Genomic DNA, 18,719 nt, shown 5'->3' on the forward strand with positions numbered 1-18,719 from the left:
TTGAAAGAAATGCTCATTTCTAGTATTCTTAATATAAATTACATAGCAAAGCTTATTCAGAGAAGTTGAGGGAATTGGCCCGACGACACTTCAGCAACCGGTCATAACAGATACGGTGCTACTACCAACGAGTATACTCGCATAATAAGGATGATGAGGACTTCTTACTTCTTTGACGAGTAAGAAGTCTTTCAATTTAAATAAGAGGGGGTTTTAATGTGATTATTTCTCGAGAAACAGGCATAGTAGATCTTGGACATTTTGAAACAGAATCTGGTGAAGTGATTGATAACTTGAAACTTCAATATGAGTATGTGGGTTATAAAGGCCAGCCACTCGTTGTAGTTTGTCATGCGTTAACTGGCAACCATTTAACATATGGTGATGATGAGCATGCAGGTTGGTGGCGTGAAATTATAGATGGCGGTTACCTTTCAATTAATGATTATCAATTTATAACATTTAATGTAATTGGCAGTCCTTATGGATCTAGTTCAAGATTGAATACACCTAATTTTCCAGAACATTTGACGATGAGAGATGTTGCGAGAGCAAATATATTAGGATTGAAACAATTTGGTTACGAAAAAATAGACGTATTAATTGGCGGCTCTTTAGGTGGAATGCAAACGTTAGAAATGCTTTATGACGGTTCGTTTGAAGTGAAAAAAGCAGTCATATTAGCTGCGACAGAGAAGACTTCATCATATAGTAGAGCATTTAATGAAATTGCTAGGCAAGTTATTCATATGAACGGACAAGATGGTTTAAGCATCGCAAGACAACTTGGCTTTTTAACGTATCGTTCAAGTAAAGATTACGAATCAAGATTCTCTGCAGATGATGTTGTAAGCTACCAAAAATATCAAGGCAATAAATTTAAAGAAGCATTCGATAAAGACTGCTATTTAACATTGTTAGATGTATTAGACAGTCATGACATATTTAGAGGACGAGATGATGTTGAAGAGCGTCTACGTCAATTAGAAACGAAAGTATTAACGTTAGGATTTGCGGATGATTTATTATATCCAGATGACCAAGTAAGAGCTTTAGGTCGATTCTTTAAATATCATAGACATTTCTATGTACAAGACAACGTTGGCCATGATGGCTTTTTATTGAATTTTGGAGATTGGGCACCGAACGTTTATCATTTCTTAAAATTATATAAATTTAAAGCACGCTGATATCAACTTAAAAGTCACCTACATTGTTTTAAAGGATAAAAATCTGTAAAATAGAGAAAGATGTTTAATTTAGATTGGGAAGTGAAAAATTTGTCTTTTAAAGTCGATATAAAAGCGACAATCATAGCAACACTTGTACTAGTTCTAAGTGCCGCTATTATAAACTTTGTACCATTATTAGCAATATTGATCATACCATTTATTACGATACCAGGAACGATTCTTTGGTATCGCTCTAAACCGTCCTTTTTTGTGACGGTTGTCATAACGTTATGTGCAACTGTTTTATTTAATCATGTATTCTTATTAACTGCCATGACACTTGTTATTTTTATGAGTGTATTTATTGGGCAGTTACTTATTGAGCGTACATCTAAAGAACGTATGTTGTACTTAGTGACAACATTTATGAGTATTTTGACGATAGGTAGTGTGTTAATTTTACAAATTACGGGAAACTTACCTTTAACAAGCAAGTTCTTTAGCCAGTACCATGATGTATTACTGTCATATTTCCAAATGGGTGGCAATATAACAACTGAAATCGAAGAATCATTACAAGTTTCATTAGAAATATTACAAGCGAGCATTCCTGGGTATATAGTATTATGGGTATTCTTATTAGTGCTTGTGAATTTAGTTGTGACGTTTCCGATTTTAAGAAAATTCAAAGTCGCAACACCTGTGTTCAGACCATTATTTATGTGGCAAATCAATAGAAGTGTAGCATTTGTTTTTGTGATTACAGTGCTTGTGAGTTTGTTTGTTACACAAGACAATGTCGTGGCGTATGGCATAGTCACTAACTTACAATTTGTGTTAGAATGGGTTATATTTATACAAGCATTATCGTTGTTCCATTTATTTGTAAAAGTTAAAAAATTACCAATTATAGTAGGTGTCATCATCTTTGTAATGGCATTTATATTTAAACCGTTTGCGTACTTATTCGGATTAATGGACATTTGGTTTAACTTGAAACAACGTATAAAAAAGTAAATTGAGGTGAGTTTATGAACCGTCAATCTGTTAAAAAAGCCCTAATATTTCCGTACATTATTATGATGATATTAGCTTTGGTGCTAGTCGTATTCAGTTTTTTTAATTCAATATTTTGGGCGATTATTTCGACGGTTGCTACGATAATTCTAATTGCAGTAAGCATATTTTTTGTTAGACAGAGCTTTTTGAAATTAGATTTATATATTGGGAGTTTAGCCGGTAGAATTACGAAAAGTAAAACAAGTGCAGTCAGTGACTTACCAATAGGCGTCATATTATTAGACAAAAATGATCATATCGAATGGATTAATAATTTTGCTAATAAACGATTAGAACGAGACGTTTTAGACGAACCAATTAACGAAGTATTTCCAAATATTTTAAAAAGATTAGAAAATACTTCAGAAGTAGAGATTGAAGAAGGATCATACAAATATAAAGTCACTTATACTGAAGATGAACAGTCTATTTATCTGTTTGATATTACTGAATCTTCCCGTGTATATGAATTATATGAAAATGAAAAACCAATCATAGCAACTATTTTCTTAGATAACTTTGATGAAATTACACAGAACATGAATGACTCTCAACGTTCAGAAATCAATAGTCTGATTACAAGCGTTATAGATGACTGGTCATCACGTTATCAACTGTTTATTAAACGTTATAGTGCTGATCAATTTATCGCGTTATTAAACAAGAGTATATTAGAAGATATCGAAACGTTGAAGTTCAACTTATTAGATGATTTAAGAGATAAGACAAGAGAAATCGGTCACCAATTAACATTGAGTATCGGTATTGGTGAAGGTAGTGAGAACTTAATTGAGCTAGGTGAACTATCACAATCAAGTTTAGACTTAGCGCTCGGCCGTGGTGGCGACCAAGTAGCCATTAAAAATAGTAATGGTAACGTGAGATTCTACGGCGGTAAGACTGACCCGATGGAAAAAAGAACAAGAGTACGTGCGCGTGTGATATCTCATGCGTTACGAGATATCTTAATTGAAGGTGACAAAGTGATCATTATGGGTCATAAATCACCAGATATGGACGCAATCGGTGCAGCAATCGGTGTATCACGTATTGCGAAGATGAATAATCTTGAATCATATATTGTATTAAACGATTCGGATATTGATAGTACATTAGAACGTGTGATGGCTGAAATAGACGAGAAGCCTGATTTGAAAGAAAGATTTATTACATCAGAAGAAGCTTGGCATGAAATGACACCACGTACAACACTCGTTGTCGTGGATACACATAAACCTGAACTTGTAATCGATGAGAACTTGCTTAATAAAGCAAACAGAAAAGTCGTTATTGACCATCATCGTCGAGGCGAAAGTATTATCTCAAGTCCATTACTTGTTTATATGGAACCTTATGCAAGTTCGACAGCTGAGCTTGTTACAGAGTTGTTAGAATATCAACCAACAGAACATCGTTTAACGAGAATCGAATCAACGATTATGTTAGCCGGTATTATTGTGGATACACGTAACTTTACATTAAGAACAGGATCAAGAACATTTGATGCTGCGAGCTTTTTAAGAAGTCACGGTGCAGATACGATTCTTTGTCAGCACTTCTTAAAAGACGATATTGATACGTATATTAAACGTTCAGACTTAATTAAGACAGTTAAATTATTCCGCGGTGGTGTCGCAATTGCGCATGGTGAAGATCATGAAACATATCACCCTGTTACAGTTGCTCAAGCAGCAGATGAATTGCTTGGCTTAGAAGGTGTAGAAGCATCTTATGTAGTAGCACGAAGATCAGAAGACACAATTGGTATTTCTGCCCGTTCGTTAGGAGAAGTAAACGTACAATTAACGATGGAAGCACTCGGTGGAGGCGGCCACTTATCCAATGCTGCAACACAAATTAAAAATACAACAGTAGAAAAAGCAATCGAAGCATTAGTTGAGGTTGTTGAATCAGATGATAAAGGAGTGGAAGAATAATGAAAGTTATTTTCACACAAGATGTTAAAGGTAAAGGTAAAAAAGGTGAAGTGAAAGACGTACCAGTAGGATATGGTCAAAACTATTTAATCAAAAATAATTATGCTGTAGAAGCAACACCTGGAAACCTCAAACAATTAGAACAACAAAACAAACGTCAAGAAGAATTAAAACAACAAGAAATAGAAGATGCTAAAGCACTTGCGGAAAAACTTAAAGAATTAGAAGTTAAAATTCCGGCTAAAACAGGTGAAGGCGGTAAATTATTCGGATCAGTAAGTACGAAACAAATTACGCAAGCATTAGATAAACAACACAAAATCAAAGTTGATAAACGTAAAATGGACTTACCAAATGGTATTCACAGTTTAGGTTATACAAATGTACCAATTAAACTACACAACAAAGTTTCTGGTACATTAAAAGTACATGTTGTTGAAGAATAAAGGCATCAATAAAATGGTCGGTATTTGATTTACCGACCTATTTTAATGCGTTATAATAAAAATTATTAAAAATGGAAAGGAGTAATCAGTATGGATGGTATGGATAATATGATGAACCCAAAACAAATGCCCCATAGTATAGAGGCTGAACAATCTGTTATCGGTGCAATCTTGATTGATCCTGAACTGATTAACTCAACAGGTGAAACATTAATACCTGAAGCTTTCTATCGTGCAAATCATCAACACATATTTAGAGCGATGTTAATGCTAAATGAACAGAATAAAGAAATTGACTCTGTTACATTGATGGACCAGTTGGCTGCAGAATCATTATTAGAAGAAGCAGGCGGTCCAGCCTATTTAGCAGAATTAGCAAATAATGTCCCAACAACAAGAAACATACATTTCTACATAGATATTGTGTTTAAACATGCAGTGAAACGCCAACTCATTCGTGTGGCGGATAGTATTGCTGAAGATGGGTATAATCCTGAACTTGATTTAGAATCATTGTTAGGAGATGCAGAAAAGAGAATTTTAGAGATTTCTGCTTCAAGAGGTACGGAAGGCTTCAAAGATATTAAAGATGTATTAAGTATTGTGTTTGATAATGCTGAACAGCTCGATCAAAATAACGGACAAACACCAGGTATACCAACTGGTTATCGAGATTTAGACCAAATGACAGCAGGATTTAACCGAAATGATTTAATCATTATTGCGGCACGTCCATCAGTTGGTAAGACTGCCTTCGCATTAAATATCGCACAACAAGTTGCAACGCACCAAGACTTATATTCAGTCGGTATTTTCTCTTTAGAGATGGGTGCCGATCAACTTGCTACACGTATGATATGTAGTACAGGAAATGTCGATTCAAATAGATTGCGTACAGGTTCAATGACTGAAGAAGACTGGAGCAGGTTTACAGTTGCAGTAGGTAAACTATCTAGAACGAAAATATTTATCGATGATACACCAGGTATCCGAATTACGGATATTCGTGCTAAATGTCGTAGGCTCAAACAAGAACATGGATTAGATATGATCATGATTGACTACTTACAATTAATTCAAGGTAGTGGATCTCGTAGTTCAGATAATAGACAACAAGAAGTATCAGAAATCTCTCGTATGCTTAAAGCAATCGCAAGAGAATTAGAATGTCCTGTTATTGCGTTAAGTCAGTTATCTCGTGGTGTTGAACAACGACAAGATAAGAGACCAATGATGAGTGATATTCGTGAATCAGGTTCGATTGAGCAAGATGCGGATATTGTTGCCTTCTTATATAGAGATGACTATTACTCAAGAGGCGGCGAAGATGAAGACGGAGAAGCGGTCGATGCAGGTGCACAAGACGAGAATGGTGAAATTGAAATCATTATCGCTAAACAACGTAACGGCCCAACAGGAACCGTTAAACTACACTTCATGAAACAATATAACAAATTCACCGATATTGACTATCAACATGCCGGAATGGAATTTGGATAAAAAAGTTTTTAAGCTAAAAGACGTACGTTTATTGTATATTATGCAAAAATGTACGTCTTTTGTTTTGTGTAAAGTAACACTTATGTGCTTAAGTTTGTGTTTTTGAAAATGAATAAAATGGTTGTAATCCTTTTAAATACTGTGGTTAAGGTGTTTTTTAGCAATTATTGCGTGAACAAGAATTGTAATTTGACACTCGTAATTAATGTTCGTTTTTAGTTTGCAATTTAAGGATAGTACTGATAGAATACTTAATGGTTAATGAGAAAAAGCGGAGGTGCTCACATGTCATCAATCGTAGTCGTTGGGACGCAATGGGGAGACGAAGGTAAAGGTAAAATTACAGATTTCTTAGCAGAGGATGCAAACGTTATTGCACGTTTTTCAGGTGGTAACAATGCAGGTCACACAATTAAATTTGATGGAGAAACTTACAAATTGCATTTAGTACCATCAGGTATTTTTTATCAAGAGAAATCAAGTGTTATCGGTAACGGTGTAGTTGTTGATCCAGTAGCTTTATTGAAAGAATTAGATGCTTTAAATGAACGCGGAGTTGCAACAGACAATTTAAGAATTTCAAACCGTGCGCAAGTCATCTTACCATATCATCTTAAACAAGATGAATTAGAAGAAGAAAAACGCGGTGACAACAAAATTGGTACAACTAAAAAAGGTATCGGTCCAGCTTATGTAGATAAAGCACAACGTATCGGTATCCGTATGGCTGATTTATTAGATAAAGAAACTTTTGAAAAACGCTTAAAAGAAAATCTTGAATATAAAAATGAATTATTCGAAAAAATGTTCAACGCAGAAGGTTTCACTTTTGAAGAAATTTTTGAAACTTACTATGCAGCAGGACAACGTTTGAAAGAATATGTAACAGACACAGCTAAATTATTAGATGATGCTTTCGTAAACAATGAAAAAGTATTATTCGAAGGTGCTCAAGGTGTGATGTTAGATATCGACCACGGTACATATCCATTCGTTACTTCAAGTAATCCAATTGCAGGTAACGTTACAGTAGGTGGCGGTGTTGGTCCAACATACGTATCTAAAGTAATTGGTGTATGTAAAGCTTATACATCTCGTGTAGGAGACGGTCCATTCCCAACAGAATTATTTGATGAAGATGGTCACCATATCCGTGAAGTAGGTCGTGAATACGGTACAACAACTGGAAGACCACGTCGTGTAGGTTGGTTTGACTCAGTAGTTCTACGTCACTCACGCCGTGTAAGTGGTATTACAGATTTATCAATCAACTCAATTGACGTATTAACAGGATTAAAAACAGTTAAAATCTGTACAGCATACGAAATTGACGGTGTTGAAATCACTGAATACCCAGCAAACTTAAACGAATTAGAACGTTGTAAACCAATCTTTGAAGAACTACCAGGTTGGGAAGAAGACATCACAGGATGCCGTTCACTAGAAGAATTACCAGATAACGCACGCCGTTATTTAGAACGCATTTCTGAATTATGTAACGTTAAAATTTCTATCTTCTCAGTAGGACCAGATAGAAACCAAACAAACCTATTAGAAAACTTATGGGACTAATAAAATAAAGAGAAACCAGCAGATACGTAGCGTATCTGCTGGTTTTTTCATGTTAGGGGAAGGTTTTGTGTGGTTTGGGATGGGGTGAGTTGGGGTGATGAGTTGGTTGGGGGGTGTTGAGCGTTGATATAAGGTGATGAGGGGTGAGTTGGGTTGGGATGTTTAGGGAAACTGGAACAGATTGGGGGCAGATCGGAGAAGATGTGAGTTAATGAGGTGGTAAACACACGAGATTGGTGAAAATGTGAGTTAAAGAGGTGGTAAACTCACAAGATTGAAAAAGATGTGAGTTAAAGGTGGAATAAACTCACGAGATTGGAGAAGATGTGAGTTAAAGAGGTAGTAAACTCACGAGATTGGAGAAGATGTGAGTTAAAGAGGTAGTAAACTCACAAGATTAGAAAAGAAGTGAGTTAAAGGCGTAATAAACTCACAAGATCGTAAAAATTTTAGAAGTAAAAAATAGAAATACTGTTTATACTAGCGAATTTAAAGTATCTGTTTTAAAATTTAGACAAGATCATAAACAAAAGGAGGATCTTAAACTATGGCTAAAAAACGAACTAAATCAAATAATAAAAATTTACCTTTAAATGAAAATGAACGCGAAGAACTTGAAAGACTTAGAAAAGAAAATGAGACGTTAAAAGAAGGTATAGCCTATCAAAAAAAGTTACAGGCCTTGACTGATATATATGGAAGCAACAATCAGAAAAAATAAAGGTCATTAATGTACTGCATGAAACATATAATATACTCATTAAGGTTTATATTTTTGAGTGCTGTTCAAAGTCATAGCTTAACTTTTAAATAAAGCCAAGAGATGCCTCAAGTCATGGCTTAAGTCCTGAATAAAGCCAAGAGATCGCCTATCAACCCCATCTTGAACCCGATCCTCACCCCCATACATCGCCGACCATCCTCAACGATCCTCACCCCCATACATCGCCGACCATCCTCAACCACCTACATCCATTCCCTCACCCATCCCCAACCACATCCCAACAAAAAAAGCATAAAAACTTATCATTTCAAGGTTGTCTACCAACTGCGCTCTAGACACTAACTTAATCAGTCTGCCTAATTAAGACTGTCCGCAATCATAGACGTCTATCTGTACTTTGAAATCATAAATTCTTATGCATGTTACTGTGATTGATTAATGTATTTCTCTTTTCTTAAATCGTCCGCCTTTTACTTCGCTCACGTCACCGATTGATAGGAATGCGGTGTTATCTATTTCTGTTACGATATCTTTTAGTTTGGATTCTTCTAATCGTGTGATGACACAGAATACGACTTTTTTATCTTCGCCTGTATATGCGCCTTCTCCATTCAGATATGTCACACCTCTACCGAGTCGGTCATTGATGGCTTCTCCGATATCTCTATATGTATCGCTAATGATCCATACGGCTTTTGATTCATCAAATCCTTGAACGGTTACGTCAATCATTTTAGCAGCTATAAAATAAGCAATAACGGAAAACATCGCTGATTCCCAATTGAATACAAATCCTGCAGCTGTAAATATGAAGAAGTTAATCAACATGACGATTTCGCCTACTGAAAATGGTGCTTTACTGCTGATTAAGATAGCACTGATTTCAGATCCGTCTAAAGATCCGCCATATCGTATTACGAGACCTACGCCTAAACCAATAATTGCGCCTCCAAAGATTGTTACTAAAAATGCTTCTTTAATAAAAGGATCAAAATGATGTAAGTAGGCTGTTGTAATAGATAATATTGTAATTGCGTAAATTGTAGAAATCGTGAATGTCTTACCAATCTGCTTGTATCCTAAAAAGAAAAACGGAATATTTAGTAGAAAGATAAATAATCCAAGCTTTAAATTGGTGAGATGACTCAAAATAATTGCGATACCGACAATGCCACCATCTAGTAAATTGTTAGGAACTAAAAATAATTCTAACCCTACCCCCATTAATATACTGCCGATGGTGATAAATATGAATCGTTTGAGGATTTCTCCTTTACGTAATTTACGATGTCCTTTTCTAATAACTTGTGCTTGTTCCATATTATCATCCCTTTTTAGTACTTCTATATTTATTATATAAAAAATTTAAAATAAAATCTTGTCTTCTGTATATTAGTCATGCTATAATCAATCTTGTGTTAAACAGAGGCCCCTTGGTCAAGCGGTTAAGACACCGCCCTTTCACGGCGGTAACACGGGTTCGAATCCCGTAGGGGTCACCATCTCAATTTTATACATAAGGTCCCGTGGTGTAGCGGTTAACATGCCTGCCTGTCACGCAGGAGATCGCGGGTTCGATTCCCGTCGGGACCGCTTTTAATGCTTATCGTAATAACGATAAGCATTTTTTTGTTGTTCAATCATAGATTAACGTCAAACAATAGAATTAATAGACAAATAGTGTTAAATTATAGTATAGGATATCATGCACAATTGTGTGCTTAGAGATACTTATTTTCAAAAAGAAATGAGGTAAATGTATGGCTAGAAAAATAGTAGTCGTTGATGATGAAAAACCAATTGCAGATATACTTGAATTTAATTTAAAAAAAGAAGGTTATGATGTTTATTGCGCATATGACGGTAATGACGCAGTAGATTTGATATATGCAGAAGAACCAGACATCGTATTATTAGATATTATGCTTCCTGGTAGAGATGGTATGGAAGTATGTAGAGAAGTTCGTAAGAAATTTGAAATGCCAATCATTATGTTAACAGCTAAAGACTCAGAAATTGATAAAGTTCTAGGGTTAGAGTTAGGTGCAGATGATTATGTGACGAAGCCTTTTTCAACACGTGAATTAATCGCGCGTGTAAAAGCAAACTTACGTAGACATTATTCTCAACCAACACAAACAGAAGACGAAGAAACAAATGAAATCGTCATTAAAGATATTACGGTATACCCTGATGCATATTCAATTAAAAAACGTGGTGTCGATATCGAATTGACACACCGTGAATTTGAATTGTTTCATTATTTAGCAAAACATATTGGACAAGTTATGACGCGTGAACACTTACTCCAAACTGTATGGGGTTATGATTATTTTGGAGATGTACGTACAGTCGATGTTACGATACGTCGTCTACGTGAGAAAATCGAAGACGATGCATCACATCCAGAATATATTGTGACGCGTAGAGGTGTGGGTTATTTCCTACAAACACAAGAGTAGGCTGATATTATGAATTGGCTAAAGAAGTTTCAGTCCTTACACATTAAACTTGTCGTTATTTATGTTTTATTAATCATTATTGGTATGCAAATTATTGGATTATATTTTACAAATAGTCTTGAGAAAGAACTGACACGTAACTTCAAGACAAATATTGAACAACACGTGAAACAGATTAATTACAACATAAAGAAAACGTACAACTCAGAAGATCCAAATCGGAACTTCCAAAAAGAAATACAAAATATATTAGATGATTATGCCAATAGAACTGAAATTGATGAGATTAAGTTTATTGATCAAGATCAAATTATTGTGGCGACATCTAAAGCTACGAATCAAAATACCGTCAATCAAAAAGTAAACGATAGCTCTGTACAAAAGGCGTTATCATTAGGAAAAGCTAATGATAAAATCGTATTAAAAAATGATTCATCCGATAGTAATAGAGTATGGATCAAAAATAAACCTGTTGAATACGAAGGTGAAGTTGTCGGAGATATATATGTTGAATCAGATATTGATTCTGTTTACGAGCAGTTAAACAACATTAACCAAATCTTCATCATCGGTACAGCAATCTCATTATTGATTACAATCGTGCTCGGTTTCTTCATCGCGAGAACAATTACGAAACCTATATCAGACATGCGTAACCAAACGTTAGAGATGTCTAAAGGTAACTATACGCAGCGCGTTAAGATATACGGAAATGACGAAATCGGTGAACTTGCGCTGTCATTTAATAACTTATCTAAACGTGTACAAGAAGCACAAGCGAATACGGAAAGTGAAAAGCGTCGTCTAGACTCGGTTATCACGCATATGAGCGATGGTGTCCTTGCCACGGATAGACGTGGTCGCGTACGTATTATTAATGAAATGGCGCTTAAAATGTTAGGTCTAGAACGTGCCGATGTAGAAGCGAAACATATATTAGATATTCTAAATATTGATGATGATTATTCATTAGATGACTTACAAGAGAATAATGATAGTTTCATTATTGATATTAATAGTGAAGAAGGCATTATTGCGCGTGTTAACTTCAGTACAATTATTCAAGATACAGGCTTTATCAATGGCTATATTGCCGTATTACATGACGTTACAGAGCAGCACATTTTAGAAAATGAACGTCGCGAATTCGTTGCGAATGTTTCACATGAATTGCGTACACCATTAACATCTATGAGAAGTTATATAGAAGCATTAGAAGAAGGTGCTTGGCGTGATCCTGAAGTTGCACCGACATTCTTAAATGTTACACGTGAAGAAACAGACCGTATGATTCGTCTTGTGAATGACTTATTACAACTTTCTAAAATGGATAGTTCAAGCGATCAAATGAACTCTGAATTGATTGATTTTAATATGTTTATTAACAAAATCATTAACAGACACGAAATGTCGCAAGGTAAGAACGTGACATTCATTAGAGATATACCTGTTAAAGGTTTATTCGTTGAAATTGATCCAGATAAGATGACACAAGTGTTTGATAACGTCATTACAAATGCGATTAAATACTCACAAGAATCTCATAAACGTGTAGAGTTTCATGTGAAACAAAATACTTTATATAACCGAATGACAATACAAATTAAAGATAATGGTATCGGTATTCCAGTGAATAAAGTAGATAAAATCTTTGATCGTTTCTACAGAGTAGATAAAGCGAGAGCACGTAAAATGGGTGGTACAGGTTTAGGTTTAGCCATCACTAAAGAAATCGTAGAAGCACATAAAGGTAGAATATGGGCGAGCAGTAAAGAAGGTCAAGGTACATCCATCTATATAACATTGCCATGTGAAGTCATGGAAGATGAGTTTGGTGATTGGGATGCGTAATAGAGAACTGATTAAATCTGCTATCCTCATAATCCTTGTGCTTATCAGTGTGTTTATGACATACCGCGTATGGACATTTACACCTGAACTGACAGATTTAGAAACAGATGTGAATACAGAAACACCTTCTATTGGACCTAAAATTAGTAAGCCTATTGATAGTGTGATTATGCCTTTTAGAATGATTAATCGAAATGGCACGGACGTGAAAGGGACGTCTAACGTGAAAGACATCAAGAAGATTACTGACCAATTGTTGAGTAAAGAAGTGAAGAAAGTTGATATTCTAAGCAGTGAGTCAGTCGTTCAACTTGAAGATTTATCTGAACGATATACGATTTTAGACTTCCCTGATAGCATCCCGAGTGAAATGTACTTAAACCAAGTATTAGGCATGAATATGAACTATTATCCTAATATTAATTTTGATCGAATTCTTGTAGATACGAAATCAACGAAAGAAGCTGTTGTGTATCTTTTAAGTGAGAATAAGCAAAAGGCTGTTAAACTACAGACAAATATTAAAAGCACTCAATTTGATAAGGTGAATAAAGAAGCAGCACCAGATTTGAAGCCTTATACAGGCATGATTACAAATGAAACGACTACGAATGAAATCTACCAAATTTATGCACCAGAGAATGCAGATAATATGAATATTTACCGTTACGTTTCTAACAAAATATCCGTATCTGAATTAAATGATGTAATTCTCGGGGATTCGGTGATTGCGCGTAGTAATGAACATAACGTTTCGACGTATAACAACAATACGGGGATTTCTACCGTGAACGAAGCGAAACAAACATATCGTTATACGAATTTATCAGAAGATGAAAATCGTCAAAAAGATATGGCAAAATCAATTACAAATTCATTTAAATTTATTAATGAACATGCAGGTTATACAGATGAATTCCGTCTGTTTAGTACAGATCAAAAATCTGGTAAAATAGACTATCAAATGTTCTTAAATAATTACCCAGTGTTTAATGATGATAAGTTATCTTCAATAGAAGCGGTGTGGGGTAGAGATACGATTAATGAATACAATCGCGGTCTTATTACAACAGGAGTAGCCGTACCGTCTAAAAAAGAAGCGGATAAATTACCTTCATCAGAAGAAGTCAGATTTAGCCTAGCTTCTAATGGTTCCATTGATTTTAACAAAGTTACGAATATAGCGATTGGCTATGATTTATCATTACCAAAAGACGAAATTAATAACTTACAAGACACGATTGAATTTACACCGAAATGGTATGTGAAATATGACGGTGAATGGAAACGGTACGAGAATGGAGGGTTGTCTTAATGGATTGGAAACATGCTAAGTCACTCTTCATCATTGTGTTTATTCTCATTAATATAGGATTGGTCGTTGTCTACTTTAATAAAGTAAATAACTCTATCGTTCAAGAATCAAACGCACAATCAGATGTCAATTTTGCTAAAGAAGGCATAGACATCCCGCAGTTACCAGAATATCGAGATAAGAAGATGCAAGCCATTACAGGTAGTAGTAAATCTTTCGATTCAGATGAGCTTGAAGGTGTTTATTCATTAAGTGAAAAAGACACGAAAATCAATAAAGATATTGATGCAGATTTAGATAAAGATAGTAAACAGTCATCATTTAAGAGCTTCATTAACAAAGATGCTTTTAAAGGTAAAGATTATGAATATAAAAAGAACAACACAGATAAAAACAAAGTCGTCTATGAACAAAACTATGAAGGTTTACCAATACTCAACAACAACAAAGGACAAATCGTCATAGATATGGATAATGGTAAAGCTAAGTCATATACACAAACGTATTTAGACAAACTTAAACCAGGTAATGGCGACAACAACAATAAACGTACGATAGCAGATGCTAAGACAGCTTTAGAGACATTGTATTACAACACGTACCTTAAAAAAGGTGATAAAGTAGAGTCTGTAAGGTTAGGCTACTACAGTGTCGTTAAAGAAATAGGCGGACAAGTACTTGTACCGTCATGGGAAGTTAAAATTAAATCCGAAAAAGACGGTAAAACAGAAACGAAGACATTGTATATCGATGCCATTAAACCAGAATCTACCGTCTTAGAAGAATCGTAAGAGAAGCAGTAATTAAAGGAGATGAACACTTGTGATCGCAATGAGCGTACTCGCAAGTGGCAGTACAGGAAATGCCACTTATATAGAATCAGATAAAGGAAGCCTACTTGTCGATGCTGGCTTAACAGGAAAGAAAATAGAAGCTCTCTTTCAACAAATTGACCGTAACATCAGCGACTTAGAAGGTATCTTAGTAACCCACGAACATATCGATCACATAAAAGGGTTAGGTGTACTCGCAAGAAAGTATAAACTACCTATCTATGCGAACAAAAAAACATGGCAAATGATAGAAGCTAAAGATAAAAACATACCACTAGATCAAAAGTTCCATTTCGAACCATATGAAACAAAGACTTTAGCAGGTATGGATATTGAATCATTTAGCGTATCACATGACGCAATAGACCCACAGTTCTATATCTTTAACAACGACTATAAAAAGTTAACGATGATTACAGATACAGGCTACGTGTCAGACCGCATGAAAGGTATGATACACGGAAGTGATGCCTTTGTATTCGAAAGTAATCACGATGTGGATATGTTAAGAATGGGCAAATATCCATGGAAGACGAAACAACGTATATTAAGCGACATGGGTCACGTATCTAACGAAGATGCAGCACATGCAATGTGTGATGTAATAACAGGTAGCACGAAACGTATCTATCTGTCACACTTAAGCCAAGACAACAACATGAAAGATTTAGCAAGAATGAGCGTTGGGCAAGTATTAAACGAACATGATATTGATACAAATAAAGAAGTCATTTTATGTGATACAGATAAAGAAAAAGCAACACCCATATACTACATTTAAAAAAGATATCCCCAATTATAGAGTTGGGGATATCTTTTTAGTTTGTGCACATATATACCCACAGTTATACACAAATGTCCACAAACTGTGAATAATATAGGTAGTTATCCACTATTTTATCCACAATGCATATAAATCCGTGGATAAATCATAATAAAATGTATAAAAATAAACGACTTAATATTTAGAAAACGTACAAAAAATTAAAATTGTTGATATAATAATAAAGAAAACTGTGCATAAGTTAATAACATGTGGATAACTTTTAACAAGATGAATAAAGGTGGATAAAAATGAAGATAACAATCATAACGGTAGGTAAACTAAAAGAGAAATACTGGAAACAAGCCGTAGATGAATATAATAAACGCTTAGGTGCATATACAAAGACAGAACTCATCGAAGTAGCAGACGAAAAAGCACCCGATAATATGAGCGATAAAGATATAGAGATTGTGAAAGAAAAAGAAGCGGACAGAATCATGTCTAAAATCAAACAAGACAGTTACGTCATTACCCTGGAAATACAAGGAAAGATGTTAACAAGCGAAGGACTCAGTAAAGAAATCGATAACCTCATGACAAGAGGCAATTCGCACATCACATTTATCATCGGCGGATCAAACGGCCTGCATCAAAAAGTATTACAACGCAGCAACTACGCCCTATCATTCAGCAAAATGACCTTCCCACACCAAATGATGAAAGTCATCCTGATGGAACAAGTTTATCGCGCATTTAAGATCATGCGTGGGGAAGCATATCATAAATGATGCGGTTTTTTCAGCCGCTTCATAAAGGGATTTTGAATGTATCAGAACATATGAGGTTTATGTGAATTGCTGTTATGTTTTTAAGAAGCTTATCATAAGTAATGAGGTTCATGATTTTTGACATAGTTAGCCTCCGCAGTCTTTCATTTCAAGTAAATAATAGCGAAATATTCTTTATACTGAATACTTATAGTGAAGCAAAGTTCTAGCTTTGAGAAAATTCTTTCTGCAACTAAATATAGTAAATTACGGTAAAATATAAATAAGTACATATTGAAGAAAATGAGACATAATATATTTTATAATAGGAGGGAATTTCAAATGATAGACAACTTTATGCAGGTCCTTAAATTAATTAAAGAGAAACGTACCAATAATGTAGTTAAAAAATCTGATTGGGATAAAGGTGATCTATATAAAACTTTAGTCCATGATAAGTTACCCAAGCAGTTAAAAGTGCATATAAAAGAAGATAAATATTCAGTTGTAGGGAAGGTTGCTACTGGGAACTATAGTAAAGTTCCTTGGATTTCAATATATGATGAGAATATAACAAAAGAAACAAAGGATGGATATTATTTGGTATATCTTTTTCATCCGGAAGGAGAAGGCATATACTTATCTTTGAATCAAGGATGGTCAAAGATAAGTGATATGTTTCCGCGGGATAAAAATGCTGCAAAACAAAGAGCATTAACTTTATCTTCCGAACTCAATAAATATATTACATCAAATGAATTTAATACTGGAAGATTTTATTACGCAGAAAATAAAGATTCATCTTATGATTTAAAAAATGATTATCCATCAGGATATTCTCATGGATCAATAAGATTCAAATATTATGATTTGAATGAAGGATTCACAGAAGAAGATATGCTAGAGGATTTAAAGAAATTTTTAGAACTATTTAATGAATTAGCTTCAAAAGTTACAAAAACATCCTATGATAGCTTGGTCAATAGCATAGACGAAATACAGGAAGACAGCGAAATTGAAGAAATTAGAACAGCACAAAAAGATAAGACACTCAAGGAAGTGGAAGCACCTAAAGGAATAATTCCAAAATATAAAAAAGGTGTATCAAAGACTACTAAAAATGATTCAGAAATTGAAAAATCAAATAAAGAGAATAAATTAACCGGTAAAGTTGGAGAAAAATTAGCGCTAAATTACTTTAATGAGCTAATTGATAATAAAATAGACGAAGATAAGAAAGAACAGTTTAGGAATATTTTAAATGATAATCCAGGCTCTCAACACGGTCATGGCTATGATTTAGTAGCTTTTGATCCAACAAATACAGATAAAGCTGTAGAAAAATTTATTGAAATTAAAACATCTACATCTTCTAGTATTGAGGAACCATTTTTTATGTCGCTAAATGAAATGTTTGCTATGAAAGAATATAAGCAGAAATATTTAATATTAAGAATATTTAATGTTTCCGGTAAAGAACCACAATTTTATTTTATAGATCCATATGCAAATTATTCTGAATTTAAAGATGTAGATGATCTCATTGACAAAGTATTTAATGTAGAAGCTATTCAGTATAAAGTTTTTGGCGAAAAATGATTACTTGAACAAGAGCTAAAATAAAATTGTGATCTAATAAAAATAGAAACTGTAATTTAAATAAAACTTTCTAAATAAGCTAACTGATAAAAAATCAGTTTGTCCACAGTCTGAAACAAGATTCCTATATTCTTTAGGAATCTTGTTTTTTCTATTTTTATGGTGATAAAGAGCAGATAAGATAATGTGTAATAATCACAAAAAAGTTAAATATTTTAAGGCTTGTTTAATTATTAATGATTTTATATATAAAGAGCAGTATAATAAAGTTGTTAATATATTATGAATAATATTCAAGTAATTTTATTGTTTTTTAATTTGTCGATATTTAAGTTGAGTTAAATTTAAAGGGTGTAATTTGTTTTACAATGATGAAGATAATTAGTCTATCAAAATAAAGGGGTTGGGACTGTTATGAGTGATAATTTGTCATTATTCATTGACTATATCAATGATAATATAATCTATGGTAGTGAAATCAAACGGGAGAAATTAGAGAATTTATTTAATCAATTTGCTATAAAAAATGTTGAAAAGAACATTGTCTATGATGAACTGAAATCTTTAGATATTACAATCATTGAGTCACAGGATTCATATAAAAATAAATTGAAGAGATTATTTTCGGTTCTGTTGCAAAGTAAAAAAATATAGCTAACCACTAATTTATCATGTCAGTGTTCGCTTAACTTGCTAGCATGATGCTAATTTCGTGG

16 protein-coding genes, 2 tRNA genes and 1 riboswitch are annotated in these 18,719 nt (G+C 34.1%); of the genes, 17 read left to right on the top strand and 1 reads right to left on the bottom strand.

Annotated features, from left to right (window positions below):
* Nucleotides 1-49 precede the first annotated feature (49 nt).
* Nucleotides 50-151: riboswitch (SAM riboswitch) on the top strand.
* 70 nt (nucleotides 152-221) lie between these two features.
* The 7 genes from metX to LQ679_RS11930 all read left to right on the top strand — a co-directional run bounded on the left by metX (nucleotide 222) and on the right by LQ679_RS11930 (nucleotide 8,407).
* Nucleotides 222-1,190 carry a homoserine O-acetyltransferase MetX gene (metX, locus tag LQ679_RS11900; RefSeq protein WP_037589503.1) on the top strand — a complete coding sequence of 323 codons (969 nt, stop codon included), beginning with the start codon at nucleotides 222-224 and terminating at the stop codon, nucleotides 1,188-1,190.
* Between the two features lie 60 nt (nucleotides 1,191-1,250).
* Nucleotides 1,251-2,189 (top strand): DUF2232 domain-containing protein, encoded by a 939-nt coding sequence (locus tag LQ679_RS11905; protein WP_107576690.1) that lies wholly within the window; start codon nucleotides 1,251-1,253, stop codon nucleotides 2,187-2,189.
* 14 nt (nucleotides 2,190-2,203) lie between these two features.
* Nucleotides 2,204-4,168: a DHH family phosphoesterase gene (locus tag LQ679_RS11910; protein ID WP_037589491.1), complete on the top strand. Its 1,965-nt coding sequence runs from the start codon at nucleotides 2,204-2,206 to the stop codon at nucleotides 4,166-4,168.
* Nucleotides 4,168-4,614 carry a 50S ribosomal protein L9 gene (gene rplI / locus LQ679_RS11915; protein ID WP_037589493.1) on the top strand — a complete coding sequence of 149 codons (447 nt, stop codon included), beginning with the start codon at nucleotides 4,168-4,170 and terminating at the stop codon, nucleotides 4,612-4,614. Before LQ679_RS11910 ends, rplI begins: the two co-directional genes overlap by 1 nt.
* A 99-nt stretch (nucleotides 4,615-4,713) precedes the next feature.
* A complete protein-coding gene (gene dnaB / locus LQ679_RS11920; RefSeq protein WP_025906258.1) occupies nucleotides 4,714-6,114 on the top strand; it encodes a replicative DNA helicase in 1,401 nt (466 codons plus the stop codon).
* Between the two features lie 285 nt (nucleotides 6,115-6,399).
* Nucleotides 6,400-7,686, top strand: coding sequence for an adenylosuccinate synthase (locus LQ679_RS11925; protein WP_037589494.1), 1,287 nt, complete (start codon nucleotides 6,400-6,402; stop codon nucleotides 7,684-7,686).
* Between the two features lie 547 nt (nucleotides 7,687-8,233).
* A complete protein-coding gene (locus tag LQ679_RS11930; RefSeq protein WP_161519710.1) occupies nucleotides 8,234-8,407 on the top strand; it encodes a hypothetical protein in 174 nt (57 codons plus the stop codon).
* Between the two features lie 438 nt (nucleotides 8,408-8,845).
* On the opposite strand, the gene LQ679_RS11935 is transcribed toward LQ679_RS11930, so the two are convergent.
* A complete protein-coding gene (locus tag LQ679_RS11935; RefSeq protein WP_025906261.1) occupies nucleotides 8,846-9,730 on the bottom strand; it encodes a YitT family protein in 885 nt (294 codons plus the stop codon).
* A gap of 107 nt (nucleotides 9,731-9,837) precedes the next feature.
* On the opposite strand from LQ679_RS11935, the gene LQ679_RS11940 reads away from it, so the two are divergent.
* From LQ679_RS11940 to LQ679_RS11985, 10 genes are all read left to right on the top strand, one after another.
* Nucleotides 9,838-9,912 (top strand) — tRNA-Glu (locus tag LQ679_RS11940).
* An 18-nt stretch (nucleotides 9,913-9,930) separates the two neighbouring features.
* Nucleotides 9,931-10,003 (top strand) — tRNA-Asp (locus LQ679_RS11945).
* 167 nt (nucleotides 10,004-10,170) lie between these two features.
* On the top strand, nucleotides 10,171-10,872 hold the full coding sequence (gene yycF / locus LQ679_RS11950; RefSeq protein WP_025906262.1) for a response regulator YycF: 702 nt from the start codon (nucleotides 10,171-10,173) through the stop codon (nucleotides 10,870-10,872).
* 9 nt (nucleotides 10,873-10,881) lie between these two features.
* Entirely contained in the window at nucleotides 10,882-12,723 is a 1,842-nt protein-coding gene (walK, locus tag LQ679_RS11955) for a cell wall metabolism sensor histidine kinase WalK (protein ID WP_037589684.1), read from the top strand.
* Nucleotides 12,716-14,038: a YycH family regulatory protein gene (locus LQ679_RS11960; protein WP_126476466.1), complete on the top strand. Its 1,323-nt coding sequence runs from the start codon at nucleotides 12,716-12,718 to the stop codon at nucleotides 14,036-14,038. Before walK ends, LQ679_RS11960 begins: the two co-directional genes overlap by 8 nt.
* Complete coding sequence (locus tag LQ679_RS11965) at nucleotides 14,038-14,829, top strand: two-component system regulatory protein YycI (protein WP_204188935.1); 792 nt, start codon at nucleotides 14,038-14,040, stop codon at nucleotides 14,827-14,829. Before LQ679_RS11960 ends, LQ679_RS11965 begins: the two co-directional genes overlap by 1 nt.
* Nucleotides 14,830-14,869: 40 nt before the next feature.
* Complete coding sequence (locus LQ679_RS11970) at nucleotides 14,870-15,652, top strand: MBL fold metallo-hydrolase (protein WP_239763094.1); 783 nt, start codon at nucleotides 14,870-14,872, stop codon at nucleotides 15,650-15,652.
* A 293-nt stretch (nucleotides 15,653-15,945) separates the two neighbouring features.
* Nucleotides 15,946-16,425: a 23S rRNA (pseudouridine(1915)-N(3))-methyltransferase RlmH gene (gene rlmH, locus LQ679_RS11975; RefSeq protein WP_025906271.1), complete on the top strand. Its 480-nt coding sequence runs from the start codon at nucleotides 15,946-15,948 to the stop codon at nucleotides 16,423-16,425.
* 321 nt (nucleotides 16,426-16,746) lie between these two features.
* Nucleotides 16,747-18,003 (top strand): MrcB family domain-containing protein, encoded by a 1,257-nt coding sequence (locus tag LQ679_RS11980; protein WP_000566670.1) that lies wholly within the window; start codon nucleotides 16,747-16,749, stop codon nucleotides 18,001-18,003.
* A gap of 414 nt (nucleotides 18,004-18,417) precedes the next feature.
* A complete protein-coding gene (locus tag LQ679_RS11985) occupies nucleotides 18,418-18,657 on the top strand; it encodes a hypothetical protein (protein WP_001282728.1) in 240 nt (79 codons plus the stop codon).
* Nucleotides 18,658-18,719 lie beyond the last annotated feature (62 nt).

The sequence above is a fragment of the Mammaliicoccus sp. I-M35 genome (assembly GCF_022386455.1).
GTDB classification, from domain to species: Bacteria; Bacillota; Bacilli; order Staphylococcales; family Staphylococcaceae; genus Mammaliicoccus; species Mammaliicoccus sciuri_A.